General features: G+C 68.4%; 17 protein-coding genes and 1 pseudogene. 15 read left to right on the top strand and 3 right to left on the bottom strand.

Annotated features, from left to right (window positions below; translation table 11 throughout):
• The first annotated feature begins 1 nt into the window (after position 1).
• The 8 genes and pseudogenes from IF88_RS0114925 to IF88_RS0114890 form a co-directional block, all read left to right on the top strand.
• Positions 2-1,528 carry an SCO6880 family protein gene (locus IF88_RS0114925; protein ID WP_030711185.1) on the top strand — a complete coding sequence of 509 codons (1,527 nt, stop codon included), beginning with the start codon at positions 2-4 and terminating at the stop codon, positions 1,526-1,528.
• Positions 1,525-2,961, top strand: coding sequence for an ATP/GTP-binding protein (locus tag IF88_RS0114920; protein ID WP_051836875.1), 1,437 nt, complete (start codon positions 1,525-1,527; stop codon positions 2,959-2,961). Before IF88_RS0114925 ends, IF88_RS0114920 begins: the two co-directional genes overlap by 4 nt.
• On the top strand, positions 2,958-3,344 hold the full coding sequence (locus IF88_RS0114915; RefSeq protein WP_030711181.1) for a DUF6238 family protein: 387 nt from the start codon (positions 2,958-2,960) through the stop codon (positions 3,342-3,344). The genes IF88_RS0114920 and IF88_RS0114915 overlap by 4 nt, the downstream gene beginning before the upstream one ends.
• Entirely contained in the window at positions 3,344-3,607 is a 264-nt protein-coding gene (locus IF88_RS0114910) for a hypothetical protein (RefSeq protein ID WP_030711179.1), read from the top strand. Before IF88_RS0114915 ends, IF88_RS0114910 begins: the two co-directional genes overlap by 1 nt.
• 39 nt (positions 3,608-3,646) lie before the next feature.
• The gene (locus IF88_RS0114905) at positions 3,647-5,095 is read left to right on the top strand and encodes a type IV secretory system conjugative DNA transfer family protein (RefSeq protein WP_030711174.1); all 1,449 of its coding nucleotides are present in this window, start codon (positions 3,647-3,649) and stop codon (positions 5,093-5,095) included.
• On the top strand, positions 5,092-5,604 hold the full coding sequence (locus IF88_RS0114900) for a hypothetical protein (RefSeq protein WP_030711172.1): 513 nt from the start codon (positions 5,092-5,094) through the stop codon (positions 5,602-5,604). Before IF88_RS0114905 ends, IF88_RS0114900 begins: the two co-directional genes overlap by 4 nt.
• On the top strand, positions 5,601-6,038 hold the full coding sequence (locus IF88_RS0114895) for a hypothetical protein (RefSeq protein WP_030711170.1): 438 nt from the start codon (positions 5,601-5,603) through the stop codon (positions 6,036-6,038). The genes IF88_RS0114900 and IF88_RS0114895 overlap by 4 nt, the downstream gene beginning before the upstream one ends.
• A gap of 72 nt (positions 6,039-6,110) precedes the next feature.
• Positions 6,111-6,563, top strand: a pseudogene (locus tag IF88_RS0114890) (NUDIX hydrolase); the annotation flags it as partial.
• A gap of 118 nt (positions 6,564-6,681) precedes the next feature.
• Here IF88_RS0114890 and tyrS read toward each other — a convergent pair.
• Positions 6,682-8,085 carry a tyrosine--tRNA ligase gene (gene tyrS / locus IF88_RS0114885; RefSeq protein ID WP_030711165.1) on the bottom strand — a complete coding sequence of 468 codons (1,404 nt, stop codon included), beginning with the start codon at positions 8,083-8,085 and terminating at the stop codon, positions 6,682-6,684.
• Between the two features lie 347 nt (positions 8,086-8,432).
• Here tyrS and IF88_RS0114880 point away from each other — a divergent pair, with 347 nt between their 5' ends.
• The gene (locus tag IF88_RS0114880; RefSeq protein ID WP_030711163.1) at positions 8,433-9,458 is read left to right on the top strand and encodes an NAD-dependent epimerase/dehydratase family protein; all 1,026 of its coding nucleotides are present in this window, start codon (positions 8,433-8,435) and stop codon (positions 9,456-9,458) included.
• A 24-nt stretch (positions 9,459-9,482) separates the two neighbouring features.
• On the opposite strand, the gene IF88_RS0114875 is transcribed toward IF88_RS0114880, so the two are convergent.
• Positions 9,483-10,805 (bottom strand): DNA-binding protein, encoded by a 1,323-nt coding sequence (locus tag IF88_RS0114875; RefSeq protein ID WP_030711161.1) that lies wholly within the window; start codon positions 10,803-10,805, stop codon positions 9,483-9,485.
• A 235-nt stretch (positions 10,806-11,040) separates the two neighbouring features.
• Between IF88_RS0114875 and IF88_RS46500 the strand changes: the two genes are divergently transcribed.
• From IF88_RS46500 to IF88_RS40325, 6 genes are all read left to right on the top strand, one after another.
• Positions 11,041-11,256 carry a hypothetical protein gene (locus IF88_RS46500; RefSeq protein WP_136222925.1) on the top strand — a complete coding sequence of 72 codons (216 nt, stop codon included), beginning with the start codon at positions 11,041-11,043 and terminating at the stop codon, positions 11,254-11,256.
• A complete protein-coding gene (locus tag IF88_RS0114865; RefSeq protein ID WP_030711159.1) occupies positions 11,253-11,525 on the top strand; it encodes a hypothetical protein in 273 nt (90 codons plus the stop codon). Before IF88_RS46500 ends, IF88_RS0114865 begins: the two co-directional genes overlap by 4 nt.
• A gap of 173 nt (positions 11,526-11,698) precedes the next feature.
• Complete coding sequence (locus tag IF88_RS0114860; RefSeq protein ID WP_030711156.1) at positions 11,699-12,058, top strand: hypothetical protein; 360 nt, start codon at positions 11,699-11,701, stop codon at positions 12,056-12,058.
• A 4-nt stretch (positions 12,059-12,062) separates the two neighbouring features.
• Positions 12,063-13,364 carry a radical SAM protein gene (locus tag IF88_RS0114855; protein WP_234323532.1) on the top strand — a complete coding sequence of 434 codons (1,302 nt, stop codon included), beginning with the start codon at positions 12,063-12,065 and terminating at the stop codon, positions 13,362-13,364.
• Positions 13,361-14,239: a radical SAM protein gene (locus tag IF88_RS0114850; protein ID WP_030711152.1), complete on the top strand. Its 879-nt coding sequence runs from the start codon at positions 13,361-13,363 to the stop codon at positions 14,237-14,239. Before IF88_RS0114855 ends, IF88_RS0114850 begins: the two co-directional genes overlap by 4 nt.
• Positions 14,240-14,253: 14 nt before the next feature.
• On the top strand, positions 14,254-15,036 hold the full coding sequence (locus IF88_RS40325) for a hypothetical protein (protein WP_158754385.1): 783 nt from the start codon (positions 14,254-14,256) through the stop codon (positions 15,034-15,036).
• 61 nt (positions 15,037-15,097) lie between these two features.
• Here the strand turns inward: IF88_RS40325 and aspS are convergent, their stop codons facing one another.
• Positions 15,098-16,414, bottom strand: coding sequence for an aspartate--tRNA(Asn) ligase (gene aspS / locus IF88_RS0114840; RefSeq protein WP_030711151.1), 1,317 nt, complete (start codon positions 16,412-16,414; stop codon positions 15,098-15,100).
• Between the last annotated feature and the right edge of the window lie 254 nt (positions 16,415-16,668).

Here is a 16,668-nt window from a genome sequence, read left to right as displayed (position 1 = left end):
CATGGCGACTCGTACGTATCAATTCGGAAAGCACCGCCCCACGGGGTTGGTGGGCCGCCGTGACCTCGGCGAACAGGTCGTCCTCGGTGGCGGTGCCGCCGCAGGCATCCTGTTCGGCTACCTCTTCAACGGCGTGACGGCTATCGCCGCGACCTGCCTCGTCCTGCCGATCCTGCTCGCCCTCGTCATCGTGTACGCCCCGTACCGGCCGAAGGGCACCTCACAGCGGCGCACCCTCTACCGCTGGTGGCGGATCAACCGCTACCACCGCACGGCTCTCCGCCGTTCCGGCGGCGTGTGGGTCTCCCCGGCTTTCGAGGCCGGCGTGGGCCGCGGCGGCACCCCGCCGGACGCAGCCCTGGCGGAACCCGAGGGCATCACGGGCATGACGTGGGTACCGGTCACGGTCCGCGGGCAGCAGGCCGTCGTGGTCCTCCAGCCGGAGGCCCGCTGCGTCACGGCCACCCTGGAGATCGCCTCCCCCGGCCTGGGCGGCAAGGAGGTCGGGGAACAGATCGTCGCCCTGGAGCGCTGGGGCGAACTCCTCGACGCCTTCGGCAACGTCGAGGAACACCCGGTGAAGCGGATTCAAGTCCTCGCCCGGCAGATGAAGTCCGACCCCTATGCCCATCAGCGGTTCATCGCCCAGCGCGACGAGTCGGCGGCCACGGCCGACGCTCCGCAGTGGCTGAAGCAGTCGTACGACGTGCTGGCCAACGCTGTGTCCACCTCGGCCGAGGAACACCGGTACTACATCACCATCCACGCGAAGTTCACCCGCGACCTGGCGGCCGAAGGCGCGGCCCGAGGTACCGGTGACGAAGGGGTCGCCGCCGCGATGGCCGCCTACCTGGAGGAACTGTGGTCCCGCGCGGAGGACGCTGACCTCTCGGTGATCGCGCCTCTGGACGAGGGGCGGATGGCAGCGTTCATCCGCAACTCCTACGACCCTGACCACGCCATCTGGGACACCGACCTGCCGCAGGCGCACGCCTTCCCCCGCAATGTCGACGTCCGTAACGGGGCCCACGTCGCCACCCGCGCAGCGGGCTCCACCGACAGCTGGTTCCACGCCACAGCCGCCGTCGTCGGGTGGCCCACCACGCCTGTGGGCCCCGACTTCCTGTCGCCCCTGCTGATCGGGATGCCCGACGTGATCCGCACCATCTCGATCACCCAGCAGCTGGAGCCGAATGACAAGGCCGTAGAACGGATGCTCGCGGAGGACACGAACAACCAGGCAGAGATGCACCGCGACCGTCAGCGCGGTAGGAACATCGACCCCCGCGACCAGATCGCCGCGAGCGCCACCGGTTCGCGGGGCATGGCCCTGGCCTCGTCAGGCGCGGCCGGCTCCGCCGTCGTCGGCTACATCACCATCTCGGCTCGCAGCGCCGAGGAGCTGGAGCGCACGAAGCGGACGACCGCGTCCCGGGCCCGTAACGCCCACCTCCGGATCGAATGGCTCGACCTCGAACACGCCAGGGCGTTCGCCACCACCCTCCCCCTCGCCGGAGGCATCAAGTGACTGACCTGCTCGACCTCGCCCCGCTGTCCCCTATGCACGAGACGGTGCGCCGCCCGCTCTACACGGAGACGACCACCAGCCAAGCCCTGTACCTGCCCATCGCCCCCCCGACCCTCGGGACCGCGGGCGCGATCATCGGCCGGGAGCTGTATTCAGGGAAGGCGTTCATTTACTGCCCGTTCTCGGCGTTCGGCGACGGATTGCCCGGCGGGAACATGATCGTCATGGGTGACACCGGCCGTGGAAAGTCGGCTCTCACCAAGACCTACACCGCGCGACAGATCCGCCTCGGCCGTCAGGTGGTCGTGCTCGACACCAAGGAACAGAAGGAGCGGGAAGAGGGCGAGTGGGCCGCGCTCGGCCGCTCGCTCACCGGCAAGGCCCCGGTGAAGTTCGCCCCGGGCGGCGGTCGCGGTGCCTCGTGCATCAACCCGATGGACCCCGCCATCGCGGGCAAGCGGCAGATCGAACTGGTTCGGACGATCGTCGAACTCGGCCTGGGCAAGCCCCTGGACGAATTCGCCGGCTCAGCACTGCGTATCGCGATCCGCCGGGCCCACCAGCGGGCGAGCGACCTCGGCCGCACGCCCGTCCTGGCGGACGTCGCCGCCGCGCTCCGCTCGCCGGAGGAATCCGACGCCGCAGCCAAGCAGCGGACGCGGGATGAACTCCTCGGTGACGGCCTGGAAGCGTCCTACGTACTGGACCGGCTCTGCGGAAGCGAACAGGACGCGACCGGCGACCTCACCGGCATGCTCGACGGACCGACCAGCCTCGGCGTGGACCTCGACGCCGACATGATCGTCTTCGACCTGACCAAGGTCCCGTCCGGCGGCGTCGCCATGACGATCCTCGTCGCAGTCATCAGTGTCTTCCTCGAAGAGGTATGGCTGCGCCCGCTGTGCGAGTGCGGGACAGAGCCGGGTCAGCACGAACGCGTTGTAGTCGATGCGAACTCCGGCGCATGGGAACTGGGGCCGAACCCGGAATCGGGCTGCCGCCGCTACACCCAGCGCAAGCGCATCCTCGTCTGCGAGGAGGCATGGCACATCCTCGGAACTCCCCAGCTGGCCAGCCTGCTGGAGAAGTTCCTGAAGTTCGCTCGTGGCTACGGGCTGAGCTGCATTTTCATCGTCCACCACCTGTCGGACATTGACGACAGCCCGGAGACGCAAGCGGCTCTGAAGATGGCCGACACCATCGTCATCTACTCGCAGAAGAAATCCGAGGCAGAAGCCACAGTGTCCCGGCTGGGGCTGCCGTCCTGGACGGCCGAGCACATCATGCGCCTGCGCCGCGGGATCGCACTGTGGAAGGTCGGAGAGGTCATCTACCCCGGCGTCCAACACCTCCTGGTCGAAGCCGAGCAGCACCTGTGCTTCTCCTCCGGCTCGATGACTGACCTGACCAGCACCTCCCCGGACAACGCATGAGCAGCTACCGCCACCTCGCCGCCGCAGACCCCTTCCACGCAGATTCGGAGCGCGCCCCCTCCATGACCGTCACCACCGACGAGGCCACGCTCCCGACCGACGAGCACGCGGTGCGACAGGAAATCGACCAGCTGCACGCTGACGCCCTCGACCTCGCCCGGCGCACGAAGGCACTGGCCACCGTGCTGGACCACGGCGATTACTCCGCTGCCGGTGGCCGCGTCCGTACGGCCGTCACCCACATCTGGCGAGCGGCGGAAGACCTCCACAGTGCCTTCCACACAGCTCCACCGCGCTGTGCCGGGCCCGACGCGTCGATGTCCCGGCTGTGCGGCCGGCGGATGCGCTACCTCGCGGCCCGGGTCGCACGGAGGGCCGAGTAGTGGACCTCATGCCCAGCGGGATCTCCCTGGCCCTGTACGCCGTCACCGCTGTGTGCGCGGTGGCCCTGGTCACCCTCTGGATTCTGACCAACCGGGGCCGCCGCAACGCCGGGTTCGCCGCCAAGTCCCAGCTCAAGCGCCAGATGTCGGCTCAGGCGGTCCTGAAAGCCACCGAGATCCGCCCCTCACTCACCCGCGGTGAAGGCCAACCCGCCCGTACATCAGCGGTGAGCCTCGCGAAGGACCGCTCCGCCGGTTTCTGAACCGCCCCCCTCCTCGCCCACCTCGTTCCGGAGCACGTCATGCGCCACCCCCTCGATCCTCACGATTTCGGCTACTCGCTGGGGACCTCGCAACGCCCGAAGGGCGTAGAGCTGTGGTCCCGCGCCGACAAGGCATGCCGGGTCATAGGCCCCATGGGCAGCGGAAAGACCCTGCGGTTCTTCGCCCCGACCATCCGCAACTGGGCCGGTCCGGTCCTCGCCACCTCGACCAAGCCTGACTTGGTCGAATTGACCCTCGATGCACGGCGGCGTGACGGGCGCCCGGTCATGGTCTTCGACCCGCAGAACATCGCTCCCTCTCTGCCAAAGTTCCGTTGGACGCCGATCACCGGCGCGTCCGAAACGGAGGTGGCGATGATGAGGGCCAAGGCGTTCGTCGCCGGTTCTCGGACCCCCGGGTCCGCGGCACAGTCCAGTGAGGGCAGCGCCTTCTACAAGGGGCAGGCGTCCAAGATCCTCGCCGCGTTCTTGCATGCCGCCGCTCTCGACGGGGCCAACCTGGACTGGGTGCTGAAGTGGGCCCGCAAGCTGACCGACCCTGCCCCTCTCGGCATCCTCAACGCCCACCCCGGCGCCGGCCCCGGCTGGGCCGACATGCTCCGGACCGCCACCACGGGCGACAGCCGTACCGTCGGCAACACCGCCAGCACCCTCGACGCGGCCCTCGAACCCCTCATGCACCAGTCGGTGATCCGTGCTCTGCAAGGAGACGGAGAGGACCCTACGGACTTCCACGAGTTCCTCAACGCAGAAGGCACCATCTATCTGCTCGGCAAAGACTCGGAGGTGAACAGCGTCGCGCCGCTGACCACGGCGATAGCCGAGGACCTGCTAGACATCGCCGAGGCTCACGCCATCGCGTCCCCTGCGGGGCGGCTCGACCCGACCCTCCTGGCCGCTCTGGACGAGGCGCCGAACATCGCGCCGATCCCATCTCTTCGCCAACGCGTCGCCGACGGTCGGGGCCGCGGCATCACCGTGGTCTACGGCCTCCAGGGCTGGGCATCGGCCCGTGCCCGCTTCGGCGAAGACACCGCGAACGAGCTGGCCTCGTTCACCAACCACGTCGTGGTCTTCGGCGGAGCAAAGGACCCCGCCTTCCTCAAGGACATGTCCGACCTGTGCGGTCAGGTCGAACGGGAGCGCACCACGAAGACCACGAACGGAGGAGACCGCGGGGGCCTCTCAACCGCCACGCACATGGCTCTGGAACCGGTCCTGCGCGGGGACGAGATCAGGGCTCTGCCCGAGGGTCACGCCTTGGTGCTCGCGGACAACCTCCCCCCTGTCATCACCCGTCTCGACGGCATGTGGACCTGGGAGTCCTGGGCCGAGATCCAAGGTCACGTCCGCGACCTACGAGCGGCCAACGAGGCGGAGCGTTCACGCGAGGCCACCGCGAAGAAGAACCAGGCGAGAGCCCATGCATCTGCGTGGGCCAGCCGTGAGGAGGCGGCTGCCGCATGACGAATCCACTCGCTCACTTCGCGCCCTTCCCCGAACCGCCCGCGCTGATCTTGGAGTACATCGCGGCGCGGAGCGCGGAAGACTCCGTGGTCGATGGCCCCGCCCCGTGGGATCTCGGTGCTCTGTCAGCCGAGCTGATTGAGACGATGCCCGCATGGCTCGACTCCGTGTGCCGATGGCTGAACTGGACGTATGCCTGGCAGCCGCAGGACGTCATCCCGCCGTGCTGGACGAAGCACGAGGGCCTGGCGTACGAGATCGTGGCCCTGGCCTTCGCCAGAACCGACGCGTACGCGGACGCGGGTTCATCCGTGATCTGGCATGAGCAGTACGACCGGTTCCTCACCCGGATGAACAAGGCCCTGGGCAAGGCCGGCGACGAATGCCGAGTCGGACGGCACGAAGGCCGCCCGGCGCGCTTCCAGCTCGCAGCCTGGCCCGCTCCGGCCCAGGCAGACGCCGCCGAACAGTCGGGGCCTGCGGGACGAGTCGAGGAGATGGCCGGATGATGGCGGACCCCAACATGGTCTTCTCGACGGACCCTCGTCACGGACTGGTGGCGCGAAGCGGCTGGGAGCAGGAGGAAGCCCGAACCGTGCTCCGTGATCTTGGCTGGGAGTGGGCAGAGGAGCTGCACGCTCTCATCCCGCCGGACGACGTGCCGGAGGTCGACGCCGGGCTTCAGGCGGTGGAGGAACTGCACCTGCACGGTCACCGCACCGGGTACAGCGTGGGGCCGTACGGCACGATGCGGTTGACCCTGGACCGCGCGGAACAGGTGTTCACGAAGGTCACCAGACGGGAGAGTTCTGAGGCTCGACCTGACACGGACGATCAAAATGCTCACACCGGTAGGACCGAATCGCGGCGGTCGGCGTACGGCGACGTAGCGGTTTCACAGAGCCCCGTCGCGCCAGAGACCCCCGAGCCCCCGGCCATCTAACCGGCATCCGTGCTGTCCGTCAGTTGACCCAAGGCAACAGCCTCTCCCATCAGCAATCGAAGGGGTCCAGCGGTGTCGATCATCAAGCGCAGCTCCAGGGCCATCCTGTTGCACGGCGACGAGCTCGTCCTGATCAAGCGGACCAAGCCGGGGCGGGAACCGTACTGGGTGACGGTCGGCGGCGGCGTCGAGGACGAGGACGCGAGCATCGAGGACGCCCTGCACCGGGAAGTGTTCGAGGAGCTCGGCGGCGAGCTGAGCAGGGCCGAGCTGGTTCATCTGATCACCGACTCGCTGGAGGGTGGCGTAGGTGTCCAGCACATCTTCGCGGCGCGTCTGGAGCGGATGGACACCGAGGTCCGCACGGGCACCGAGTTCGACAAGCCCGAGCGGGGCGGCTATGAGGTCGTGCGGGTTCCGTTCACCGCGGAGGCTATCCGGCAGCTCAAGCTGATGCCGCCGGAGCTGGCAGAGTTCGCCGCTGGCAACGTCGAGGCCATCGCGACCGTGCTCGACACCCAGATTGCTTCCACCCGCCGGCACTCAGACAGCGCTTCGTCCCACCGAATGAATCGGTGGGACGAAGCAAGGCCTTCAGCCGCCGACAGCGTCCCTCCTCAGTGACGCGTCGCCTGGCCTGCTGTCAGGCATTGATGCGGGCGATCTTGCGGCCCGCCTTGAGGTAGAGCTCGCCGCCGTCGGCCGCGTCGACCTCGGTCAGGACCGCGGCCAGTGTCTGCTGGACGGCGGCCTCGGCGAGCGGGGTAGCGTGCTGTTCGCCGCCGGACTCGGCGATCAGGCGGAGTCCGTTCTGCTGAGCAATGCGACGGACGGCAGAGAGACTGGGGGCGAAGTGCAGCGTCTGGCTGAGCAGGACGCCCAGGGAAGTCTCGGCATGTTCCTTGAGGGAGACGACCGGGAGGTTCTGCGTGTCGCCGAAGGAGCGCTTGGAAAAGCGGGCGGTGAACTCGGCGCGGGCAACCTGGGCGGCGTCCAGGCCGTGGAGGGCAGCCACCACTTCGCCGGCGAGAATGCGCTTGACCGCCATGGGGTGTGCGGTGCCCTCGGCCAGGCGCTTGGTGATCACCTGGATCTCTTCGTCCGTCCACTCGGTCAGCAGCTTCAGGTACGGCTCGGTGACATGGTCGGGGATGGACATCAGGCGGCCGTAGACGTCGTCCGGGGTGGCAGTGAGGCCGACGTAGTTGCCCTTGCTCTTGCTCATCTTGGCGCCGGTGCCGTCAGTGCCCTCGATGAGCGGGGTGGTGATGACGACCTCGGGAGTCTGCTCCGAGATTTCCATGACCTTGCGGCACATCTGGAGGTTGAGGAGCTGGTCCACCCCGCCCAGTTCGACGTCGGCGGTGATGGCCACGGAGTCCATGGCCATGACGACCGAGTAGACGAACTCGGCGACGGACAGGCCCTGTCCCTCGGCGAGCCGGGTGCGGAAGTCCTCACGCTGGAGGGACATGGACACCGGCACGCGGGCCAGGATCTCCACGAGCTGGGGCAGGCTGACCTTGTTAAGCCACTCGCCGTTGAAGCGCAGATCGGCTCGGCCGAAGTCGATGAACGGCGTCACTTGCTGCTGGTAGGTGCTGAGGTTCCGAGCGATGTCGTCGTCAGTGAGGGCGGGACGCTCGGACGAGCGCCCGGACGGGTCGCCGATCTTCGCCGTGACGTCGCCGATGATGAAGACGACATGGTGGCCCATGCGCTGGAACCGGCTCGCGATGATGATCGGCACCGCATGGCCGAGGTGCACGTCGGGGGACGTCGGGTCGATGCCGTACTTGATGACGAACTGACGGGCCGCCGCCTGGGCGGCGGTGATCTTCTCGGCGAGTGCCGCGGCTGAGGGGATCATGTTGATCGCGCGCCCTTCGACCAGGGCGGCCTGCTCCCGAGGGGAGAGGTCGGAGAGGTCGAGAGAGCGCCGGGCTGTTGTCTCGTCCAGGAGCTGAGCGACCGTATAGTCCGCGCCCAGGTCCGATCCCTCGAGGATCTGCATGACGCGGGTGACGGACTCGCTCAGACGGCTCATGGCGCCGATACGCTCCTTTGTCTGCCAACTGGGTTGGCCAGTGCGGATGAGAAGTGGTGACCCTATCGTCGTGGCTGGTGCCGCCGCATTCGAATAGTCACTCTCGGTTTCGCCGCTCTTGATCATTCAAAAACAGGCGCCTGCGGTCGACTAGCCACGGTGCTCGAAAGCGCCCTGGTCCATGGAACAAGAGGGCCGCCCGAACACATCGATCAGCATGGTGGTGCGGCCTCCTTACGCTGGTGGATGTCAGGTTCCACCGGGCCACCCGACGCTTCGCCGGGCTCAACCGCTCGCAGCGAGGGGCGGGATGGTGCTGCATGACAGTTCGTGGCAGGGTCGTCCTCATGCGGATTCTCGTGATGGGCGGCACCTGGTTCCTTGGTCGGGCGATCGTTGACGATGCGCTTCGACGCGGCTGGGAGGTAACGACTTTCAACCGGGGTCGCTCCGGTGCGGTTGAGGGCGCCGACACCGTCCGGGGTGACCGGACCAGCCCCGACGACCTGAAGCGGCTTGCCTCACGCGGACCGTGGGATGCCGTGATCGACACGTCCAGCAGCGAGTTCCCACCCCGTGACGTGCTTCTCGCCACCGATATCCTGCGCCCGGCCGCCGCCCGGTGGGTGCACGTCTCCACAGTGTCCGTCTATCTGAGGTGGCCCCACCACCCGCTCACCGAGGACTCCCCGCTGTTGGAGTGCCCGCCGGACGCTGATGAGTCGTTCGGGCACACAGGCGCCGACGGCAGCCCAACGAAGTACGGGTTCCAGAAGGCTGGCGGAGAGGCTGCCGTGCGCGCCGCCTTCGGGGACGACGCGGTGTTCCTACGGCCGGGAGTGATCTTGGGTCCTGGCGAGTACGTCGGCCGCCTCCCCTGGTGGCTCACCCGTGCCCAGCGCGGCGGCCCGATTCTCGTCCCGGCGCCGGCCGCCCAGGTGATCCAGCCTGTGGACGTGCGGGACGTCGCCGCCTTCGCCGTCGATCAGGCTGCTGGCACCGATGACTCCGGCCGCGCGTTCAACATCGCCCACCCCGCAGGCATCAGCTGGGCCGACTTCATCGCCGGGTGCCTGGCCGTCACCGGTAGCACCGGAAGCCCGGTGTGGGCCGATGGGTCGACGCTCACCGCGCACGGTGTGAAGCAATGGACGGAGCTTCCGCTATGGCGCACCCACTCCGGGGTGTGGTCCGTCGACGCCTCCCGTGCCGTGGCGGCCGGGCTCCGCTGCCGTCCACTCGCCGACACCATTGCTGACACCTGGGCGTGGATGCAGGCAGACGGCCGGCCGGTCGAACACCCGCGGTGGGACGAGCACGGAGTGGACCCCGTCAAGGAAGCCCAAATCCTCGCCGCCCTCGGCCACTCGTAGACACAGGTGGGGGCGGGGGCAGCGTCAGGGCTCGAGAGCGAGGACTCCGCTCCCCGTGCCCAGCTGCCGCGGCGCCGAGAGACGCCCGAACTCCTCGATCTGTTCGCCGAGCATCACTGCCACCCGCGTCCCCCTGAACGCGGGGGCAGTCAGAGCCCGCCGCAAGCCGCCGGTGCGCTCCAACAGCCCCGCCACGCGCTGTTCCGCCGGGATGAGCCACACCGTCTCCAGCGTGGTCGCCGCCGCGTCCAGGTCGCCCCGAAGCACCTGCGCCGCGGCGAGGTCGGCCGCGGCCTTGCCCCGTACCGATACTGACTGCCGGGCCGGCGGCCGGGACGCCACCAGATCCAGCGCCCGCTGCGCCGTCGCCTCCGCCCCCGCCCCGTCGCCGACGAGCAGGGCGGTCGTGCCGTTGGACATCAGCAGTCGCTCCTCGTTGAAGGCGAACTCACCGCCGATGTCGTCATGCAGGGCGTCCCGCTCGCCGCTGTCCTGACGTGTGGATGCGACAAGCGCCCGGGTGGCCCGCTCTCGGTCCCCGAGGTGCCCGTGAGCGCGGGCCTCGATGGACAACAGCCGCCGCCTGGCCATGTCACCAAGACCGGCGTACGCCAGCGCACTCCGCGCATGCCGTACGGCCTCCGAAGGCCGACCCGTGAAATACGCGCAGATCGCCAAGGAGCCAGTGGCGTAGGCCCGTAGCGGATCGAACCGCGCCATCTCTCCGTACAGGGCCGCCGAACGGGCGAGACGAGCCGAGTCATCCAGGGCACCAAGGTCGAACGCGGCGGTCGACAGCAACGCGCACGCCTGCCCCGCCACGATCAGCAGGTCCTGCTGCTGCACGGGCACCTTGGTGAGTCCGCGTTGGTGCTCCGCCTCCGAGCGGAGGACCCTGGCCCGCCGGAACATCTCGAAGGCGCTCGCGGCGCCGTACGAGCGGGCGAGGGACAGGGCGTCATCGCGGAGCTGATCGATGGTCGTGTCGGATACGGACTGCGCGGCGGCAGCACCCGCCTCATCAGCGGCGTCACGTGCGGTCATGGCAATTTCACTTTCGAGGTTGTACGCAGTGGGAGGATCCGATGCCGAGGTCGACAGCGCAGGCGGTGGCCCGAACAGTGCCGAGGCCTCCACGTCGAAGAGCTGCTCCAGTACCCGGCAGGTGTCCGGCCCCGGCATGGTTTTGATCCGGCCCGACGTCCACCGCCGAAACTGTGCCTCCGATACCGACATGCCGTGCACGCCTGCCTGTGCGGCTGCACGCTCGAACGCCGTAACGAAGTCCCTGTAACGCCAATGCCGTTGCTGAACTAACACCCGCAGCAGCGTGGTCTGATCGCCCATCGGTCGCTCCCTCAAGGTCAGGAGACGGGCCACATCGCCCCGCTCCACTTCGTGCCTACTGGCCAACACCCCTGCTGCGCAATGGAATCCGTGCAGATGACATGGCGGCGCCACCTCCATGACACCCCGGTCACCCTGGCGAGCGCCAGATGACACCGCCTACGTCGTGGCCGTGACACCCGCACCAGGGGGATTCTTACGCCACTTCAAAGACCCCAGCGAAAGGGAGTGGACCGTGAGCAGCCCCCGGCTTCCCCGACGAACCCCCGGAGAGACCAGCACGCGCTACGAGGCCGTGGTGGCCCCGTACGCGGAGGCGGACGCCGGCACTACGTCGAACCGCCGGGATCTGCCCAAGGCCGCCGAGGCGTTCCGTAGCCGGAACGGCGACCCCTCCACCTGGAGTTCCGCCCAGTTCGACGCCTTCCTCGGCCTCGGGGGAGCTCAATGATCGCGACCATGGAGGCGAACCTCTGGGTCACGGAGGACACCGGGCACCGGCTCCTCGGCCAGGCAGTCGCACACCCCGCCAGCGGACGTCACGGAACCGTGGGCGCAGTCCTGATCTACGTATCGAAGATCACCGGTAGGCAGGTCAGGGAGGTGGCGCACATGCGCCCGATGGACCACTCGGGTCGGGAGTGGACCGCCGACCCGGACACCCTCCAGCCTCTCCGGCCGATCTCCCTGCCGGTACCGGACAGGGGCACGCACAGCTGAACAGAGACTTCCCGCCCGTTGGCCGGCCGATCGGTCGACAGAGGGCGGGGAACGGCGCCCCCGGGCGCCGCGCACGAAACCGGCGAGGTGCGTACGGCACCGGACCGGCGGCTAGCAGAACGGATCAGAACGGCCCGCCCCGGGCAGTCACCCTTCCATCAAGGAGATCAGCTATGCCGAAGCCCAGGAAAGAGAAGCAGAACCACCTGATCTACGCGGACGTCGTGGACTCCAAGTCCAAGGCGGGCGTGTGGATGGGGGAGCGCGCTTCCTTCCGTGAGAAGCAGGGCCGCATCCTGGAAGCCCTGAAGGACCGCACCGACTGGGTCAACCTGGAGGGCGCGGTCATGGTCATCAGCACCGAGCCCGCCGGCCTCACGGTCATCGCGCCGAACCCGACGCTGCCCGGTGTGATCGTCCTCTCCGACGGCGGTTCCCCCGCGGCCTCCGCCCGGCTCCAGGCCGACGCCGAGGACCAGGTCCGCGCTGTCATGGCCGAGCTGGGCATCGCCGAAGAGGAAACGGCGGCCTGACCCAGTGGCCACTCCCCAGCTGCTGTGGGGGAAATACTTCCAGTACGACCGGGACGGCGAGGCTGTCCTCCTCGACCCGGTCACGCTGGAGAGTGTGCTTCTCGACTCCGGCGAGGTCTCTGACCTCGCCGGGGTCCCCCCGACCGCGACACACTTAGCCCTCGCCGGGCTCGGCTTCACCCAGGACGGCCCCGCGGCCGACCGCCGTGAAGCACTCCGCCACCGCCTCCACACCCTGGGCATCGACCCGACGCCGCGCCGGATCAGCGGCCTCCGGGTAGTGCTCACCGACCGCTGCAACATGGCATGCACGTACTGCTTCGTCGACACCAACAGCGGCAAGCCGGACATGACGGAGCAGGAGCTCGCCGCTGGCCTTGAGTTCCTGTTCGAGCAGAACGCGGGGCAGGAGGAGGTCTCGATCCAGTGGTTCGGCGGCGAGCCGACCATCCGCTTCGACCTCATGCAGTACGGCGACGAACTCGCCGACACCCTCGCGGCCCGCTACGGCGTGGCGCGGGTCCGGCGCACGGTCGTCACCAACGGCGCTCGCCTGACGGACGAGGCCCTCGACCACTTCGTACAGCGTGAGTACGGGGTGGGCATCTCCATCGACGGTCCGCCGGGGATCAACTCGGCGAACCGGCTGCTCCTCGGCGGGCAGCCGGCGGACGACCGTATCCGCCGCAACGTCCGGCGCCTGGTCGAGGCGAAGGGCCTGCACGTCGGCTGCAACCTCACCCCGACGGCGTCGAACATCGGGCGCTTGGCCGAGAGCGTGCAGTGGATCATCGACGACCTCGGCCTCAAGTTCATCTACGTCAACACGCCCATCCCCACCGGGGGCGAGTGGCGGGTGAACGGCACGGACCTGGCCCGGGAGCTTTACGAGGCCCGCCTGACCGCACTCGGGAAGGGCGGGATGCTCTTCTCCGTCCTCGACCGGGCCTTCCAGGCCCTCGACACCCGCCGGCCGATGCTGTTCGACCACATGCAGGGGGACCGCAGCCTCAACGCCGCCCTGCTGCCGGGCGACCGGGTCAGCGTGTGCGACATCAATTTCACGGAGCCCTCGTTCCTCCACACACTCGACGAGTTGCGGTCGGACCCCAGCCTCCTCACAAGGGCGACGAAGAAGGTCGCGCCGATCCCCGCGTGCGGCGACTGCCCGGCGCTGGCCATCTGCGGCGGCCCGTCCCGCAACGAGCAGGCACTCATCGGCGGCAGCACCCCCGACCCGCAGATGTGCGCCTTCTACACCAGCACCGTGGCCATCGCGGTGTGGGACAACACGGGGGTGCAATGAGCGTCCCCGTCCGTACAGCGCTGGTCTCGACGGCTGGGCACTGCGAGGTCGCGTGCAGTTTCTGCTTCCGGGCCGACCGGGCTCGCGGCTTCCTCACCACGGCGACGTACACCCGTGCCCTGTCCCGGCTGAAGGAGACCGGGGTGGAGGGCGTGTGCCTGACCGGTGGTGAGCCGACCCACCACCCGGAGCTCCGGCAGCTCGTCCGCCTGGCACTCCAGTTCGGCATGACGGTGTCCATGGTGACCTCGGCCCGCTCAGATTCGGAGGTCTCTGCCCTCGCCGAGGTCGGTCACCTTCTGACCAACGTGACCGTCTCCGCAGACTCTCAGGGCGCCATGACGCTCGGCCGCACTACCCGGACCGCAGCTTCGGCTGTCGCGACGCTGGACGCCGTGGACACCCCTTCGAAAGTCCTGCACCTGACCTACTGGGATGTGGACGGAGAGGAAGCCACACAGCTCGCCGGCCTCGTGACGGGGAAGGGGATCGACGTCCAGCTCAGCCCCGTCCTCCTCTCCGAAGACGCCCTGCGCCGGGACGGTCAATCGGTCCAGGACTCCCTGATGCAGAGGGTGCGCGATACGGCGGCGCTCGGTCAGCACTTCCGCTTGTCAAACGGCTACCGGACCTACCTTGACGATCTTCGGCGGATGCAGCTGTCCGCGGAGGAGAGCCACCCATGCCGGTCGGCAACCCTCTACGTGTCCGCCAAGGGCGAGGTGCGGCACTGCCCCTACGGCGCATCCGAGATCAGCGTTCATGCCCCGCGTACCGAGATCCGAGCCTTCCTCGAAGCGCCGGCCACAGACCGCGTCGTACCCGACTGCGCCGCCATCTGCCGACCCGCGACACGCGACTGCGCGGCGGCCTGACCTTGGAGGTCCACGTGCACCCGTCGGTCTCCGTCACCGACCCCGACGACTTCAGCACCCACTGGAGGCAGCCGCCGAACTTCCGTATGCAGGTCTCGTTCGACTACCTGTTCCTGCCTGCCATCGACATCCTCGACCACATCCGCCGGGATGACGAGGTGCGCTTCACGATCCTCGGCGAGGACGACTGGGCAGTGCGCATGGAGCGCACCGCCGCGTTCCGCACGGCCCCGGTCGAGGAGATCGCCACGTGGCCATTCCGGCTGGTGCACTTCAACCTCGCCCGGTTCTACGACGAACTCTTGGCCGGCTTCCAGGAGGAAGTCATGGTGCCCTGGCGCACCTACCTGTCGGCGCAGGGATTCACGTGGCAGCGGTGCGCGCCAATCCTGTTCCTGTCCACCGAAGGCGCGGCCTCGACCTACCACAACGACAACTCGCACGGGCTGGTCTGGCAGGTCCAAGGGGTCAAGACCTTCCACAGCTACCTCAACCCCGACAAGCACCTGGCGCCCGAAGCCGCGGTCCTCGGAGAAACCACAGCCGAGGTTCCCCCGCCACATGACGGGGCGGACCGGCAGTCGGTGACGATGCAGCCAGGTGACCACCTGTGGAGCCACGCCCTGACGCCGCACTGGGTCACAACCGAATCGCCGCTCGCGCTCAGTGTCACCCTGTCCCACGGCGGCCTGTCCCGCCGCGGACAGTACGCCGACCGCGAGCTGGCCCTGCGCGACCACTGGGACAAGAACCCCGCCGAGGCATGGACCCTCGACCTGGGCCACACCCGGTACTGAGCGAGCCCCAGCTGCCCCACCGCCAGACAGGCGGTGGGGCAGCGGTGCGTCTACCCCTGACTCAGGGGGTGAGGCGGTTCGGGCCGCGGAACAGGAACGCGGCCTCGCGGATCGAGTCCAGGCCGAGCATGACCATCAGGATCCGGCCCAGGCCGGCGCCGAGGCCGCCGTGGGGCGGGCAGCCGAAGCGGAAGATGTTCATGTAGTCCTGCATCGGCTCGGTGTCCATGCTCTTCTCCTCCGCCTGCTTGAGCAGCACGTCGGAGCGGTGCTCACGCTGGGCACCGGTGGTGATCTCCAGGCCCTTCCAGAGCAGGTCGAAGCTGAGCGTCAGGTCCGGCCGGTCCGCCGGACGCATGTGGTAGAAGGGCCGGATGCTGGCCGGGTAGTGCGTGATGAACACGAACTCGTGGCCCGTGAGCTCCTTCATGTGGGCGGCGATGGTGCGCTCACCTTCCGGGTCCAGGTCCTCCTTGACGCCTTCGGGGTCCCAGCCGCCGGCCCGCAGGATCTCCTGCGCTTCGGCCATCGTGATCCTGGGGAACGGAGCCTCCGGCACGACGACCTCGATGCCGAAGATCTCCTGGATCGCCTCACCGTGGACCTCTGCGACCTTCGCGATGGCGTGGGCGAGCATCCGCTCCTCGAACGCCATCACGTCCTCGACGTCGTCGATCCACGACAGCTCGATGTCCACGCCGGTGAACTCGGTCGCGTGACGTGAGGTGTACGACGGCTCGGCCCGGAAGACAGGCCCGATCTCGAAGACCCGGTCGATCCCGGCGGCCACGGCCATCTGCTTGTAGAACTGCGGCGACTGCGCGAGGTAGGCCGAGCGGTCGAAGTACCCGAGCTTGAACACCTCGGCTCCAGACTCCGAGGCGGTGCCCATCAGCTTCGGCGTGTGCATCTCCGTGCAGCCGTTCTGCATGGCGTACTCGCGCAGCCCCTGTTCCAGGGTCGTCTGCGCGGCGAACACCATCTGCGCGGTGGCCCGCTTGCGCACGTCGAGAAAACGCCAGTCGAGCCGGTGCTCAGGGCCGGTGTGCTCGTCGATCGGCAGGGGCGTCTCCGCCCGGTTCAGCACCTCGACCGTTTCAGGGACGATCTCCAGGCCACCCAGGTTGACCTGGGCCGCCTCTACGACACGGCCGGTGATCCGGACGGCGGACTCGGGGGTAAGCGATTCGATGGCCGCTTCGAGCGCGCCGCCGTCGCGCTTGTGGGTCACCTGAGCCATGCCGGAGTGGTCCCGCAGGATGACGAACTGCATCTTGCGCTGCAGCCGGAGTGCGTTCACCCAGCCGGAGACGGTGACGGTCTGGTCGAGGTGCGCGCGTAGGTCGGAAACCAGTACGCGGCTAGTGGTGTGGATCATCGCAGCCCTCCAGGGGCGTCGTCATGATCCCTTGGAAGCGTGGGCGAGAAGGGTACTCGCGGTGCCACCACGCCTTTGCCACCGCCAGACAGCGGCGGCCTCATTCAGCCCGATGACGGGGGCAAACCGGCGGGGCATTGGGCCCGGGGGCCTTTCCTCCCCGCGCTCAGGAGGGTCTTCACCATGGGGCACGAGTCCGCCTTCACAGCTGCCGGCGGCTCTCTCTGCTCGCGTGATCCGTGGCTACTCGTCTC

It is taken from the genome of Streptomyces sp. NRRL F-2580 (assembly GCF_000720115.1).
In the GTDB taxonomy this organism is placed as follows: Bacteria; Actinomycetota; Actinomycetes; order Streptomycetales; family Streptomycetaceae; genus Streptomyces.
Note: the sequence above shows the minus strand (reverse complement) of the source record. Positions and strands in the feature narration are given on the sequence as shown.

Coding starts and splice junctions, on each gene's coding strand:
- IF88_RS0114925 (WP_030711185.1), top strand. CDS start 2: ATGGCGACTCGTACGTATCAATTCGGAAAGCACCGCCCCACGGGGTTG.
- IF88_RS0114915 (WP_030711181.1), top strand. CDS start 2,958: ATGAGCAGCTACCGCCACCTCGCCGCCGCAGACCCCTTCCACGCAGAT.
- IF88_RS0114905 (WP_030711174.1), top strand. CDS start 3,647: ATGCGCCACCCCCTCGATCCTCACGATTTCGGCTACTCGCTGGGGACC.
- IF88_RS0114900 (WP_030711172.1), top strand. CDS start 5,092: ATGACGAATCCACTCGCTCACTTCGCGCCCTTCCCCGAACCGCCCGCG.
- IF88_RS0114895 (WP_030711170.1), top strand. CDS start 5,601: ATGATGGCGGACCCCAACATGGTCTTCTCGACGGACCCTCGTCACGGA.
- tyrS (WP_030711165.1), bottom strand. CDS start 8,085: ATGAGCCGTCTGAGCGAGTCCGTCACCCGCGTCATGCAGATCCTCGAG.
- IF88_RS0114880 (WP_030711163.1), top strand. CDS start 8,433: ATGCGGATTCTCGTGATGGGCGGCACCTGGTTCCTTGGTCGGGCGATC.
- IF88_RS0114875 (WP_030711161.1), bottom strand. CDS start 10,805: ATGGGCGATCAGACCACGCTGCTGCGGGTGTTAGTTCAGCAACGGCAT.
- IF88_RS0114865 (WP_030711159.1), top strand. CDS start 11,253: ATGATCGCGACCATGGAGGCGAACCTCTGGGTCACGGAGGACACCGGG.
- IF88_RS0114860 (WP_030711156.1), top strand. CDS start 11,699: ATGCCGAAGCCCAGGAAAGAGAAGCAGAACCACCTGATCTACGCGGAC.
- IF88_RS0114850 (WP_030711152.1), top strand. CDS start 13,361: ATGAGCGTCCCCGTCCGTACAGCGCTGGTCTCGACGGCTGGGCACTGC.
- aspS (WP_030711151.1), bottom strand. CDS start 16,414: ATGATCCACACCACTAGCCGCGTACTGGTTTCCGACCTACGCGCGCAC.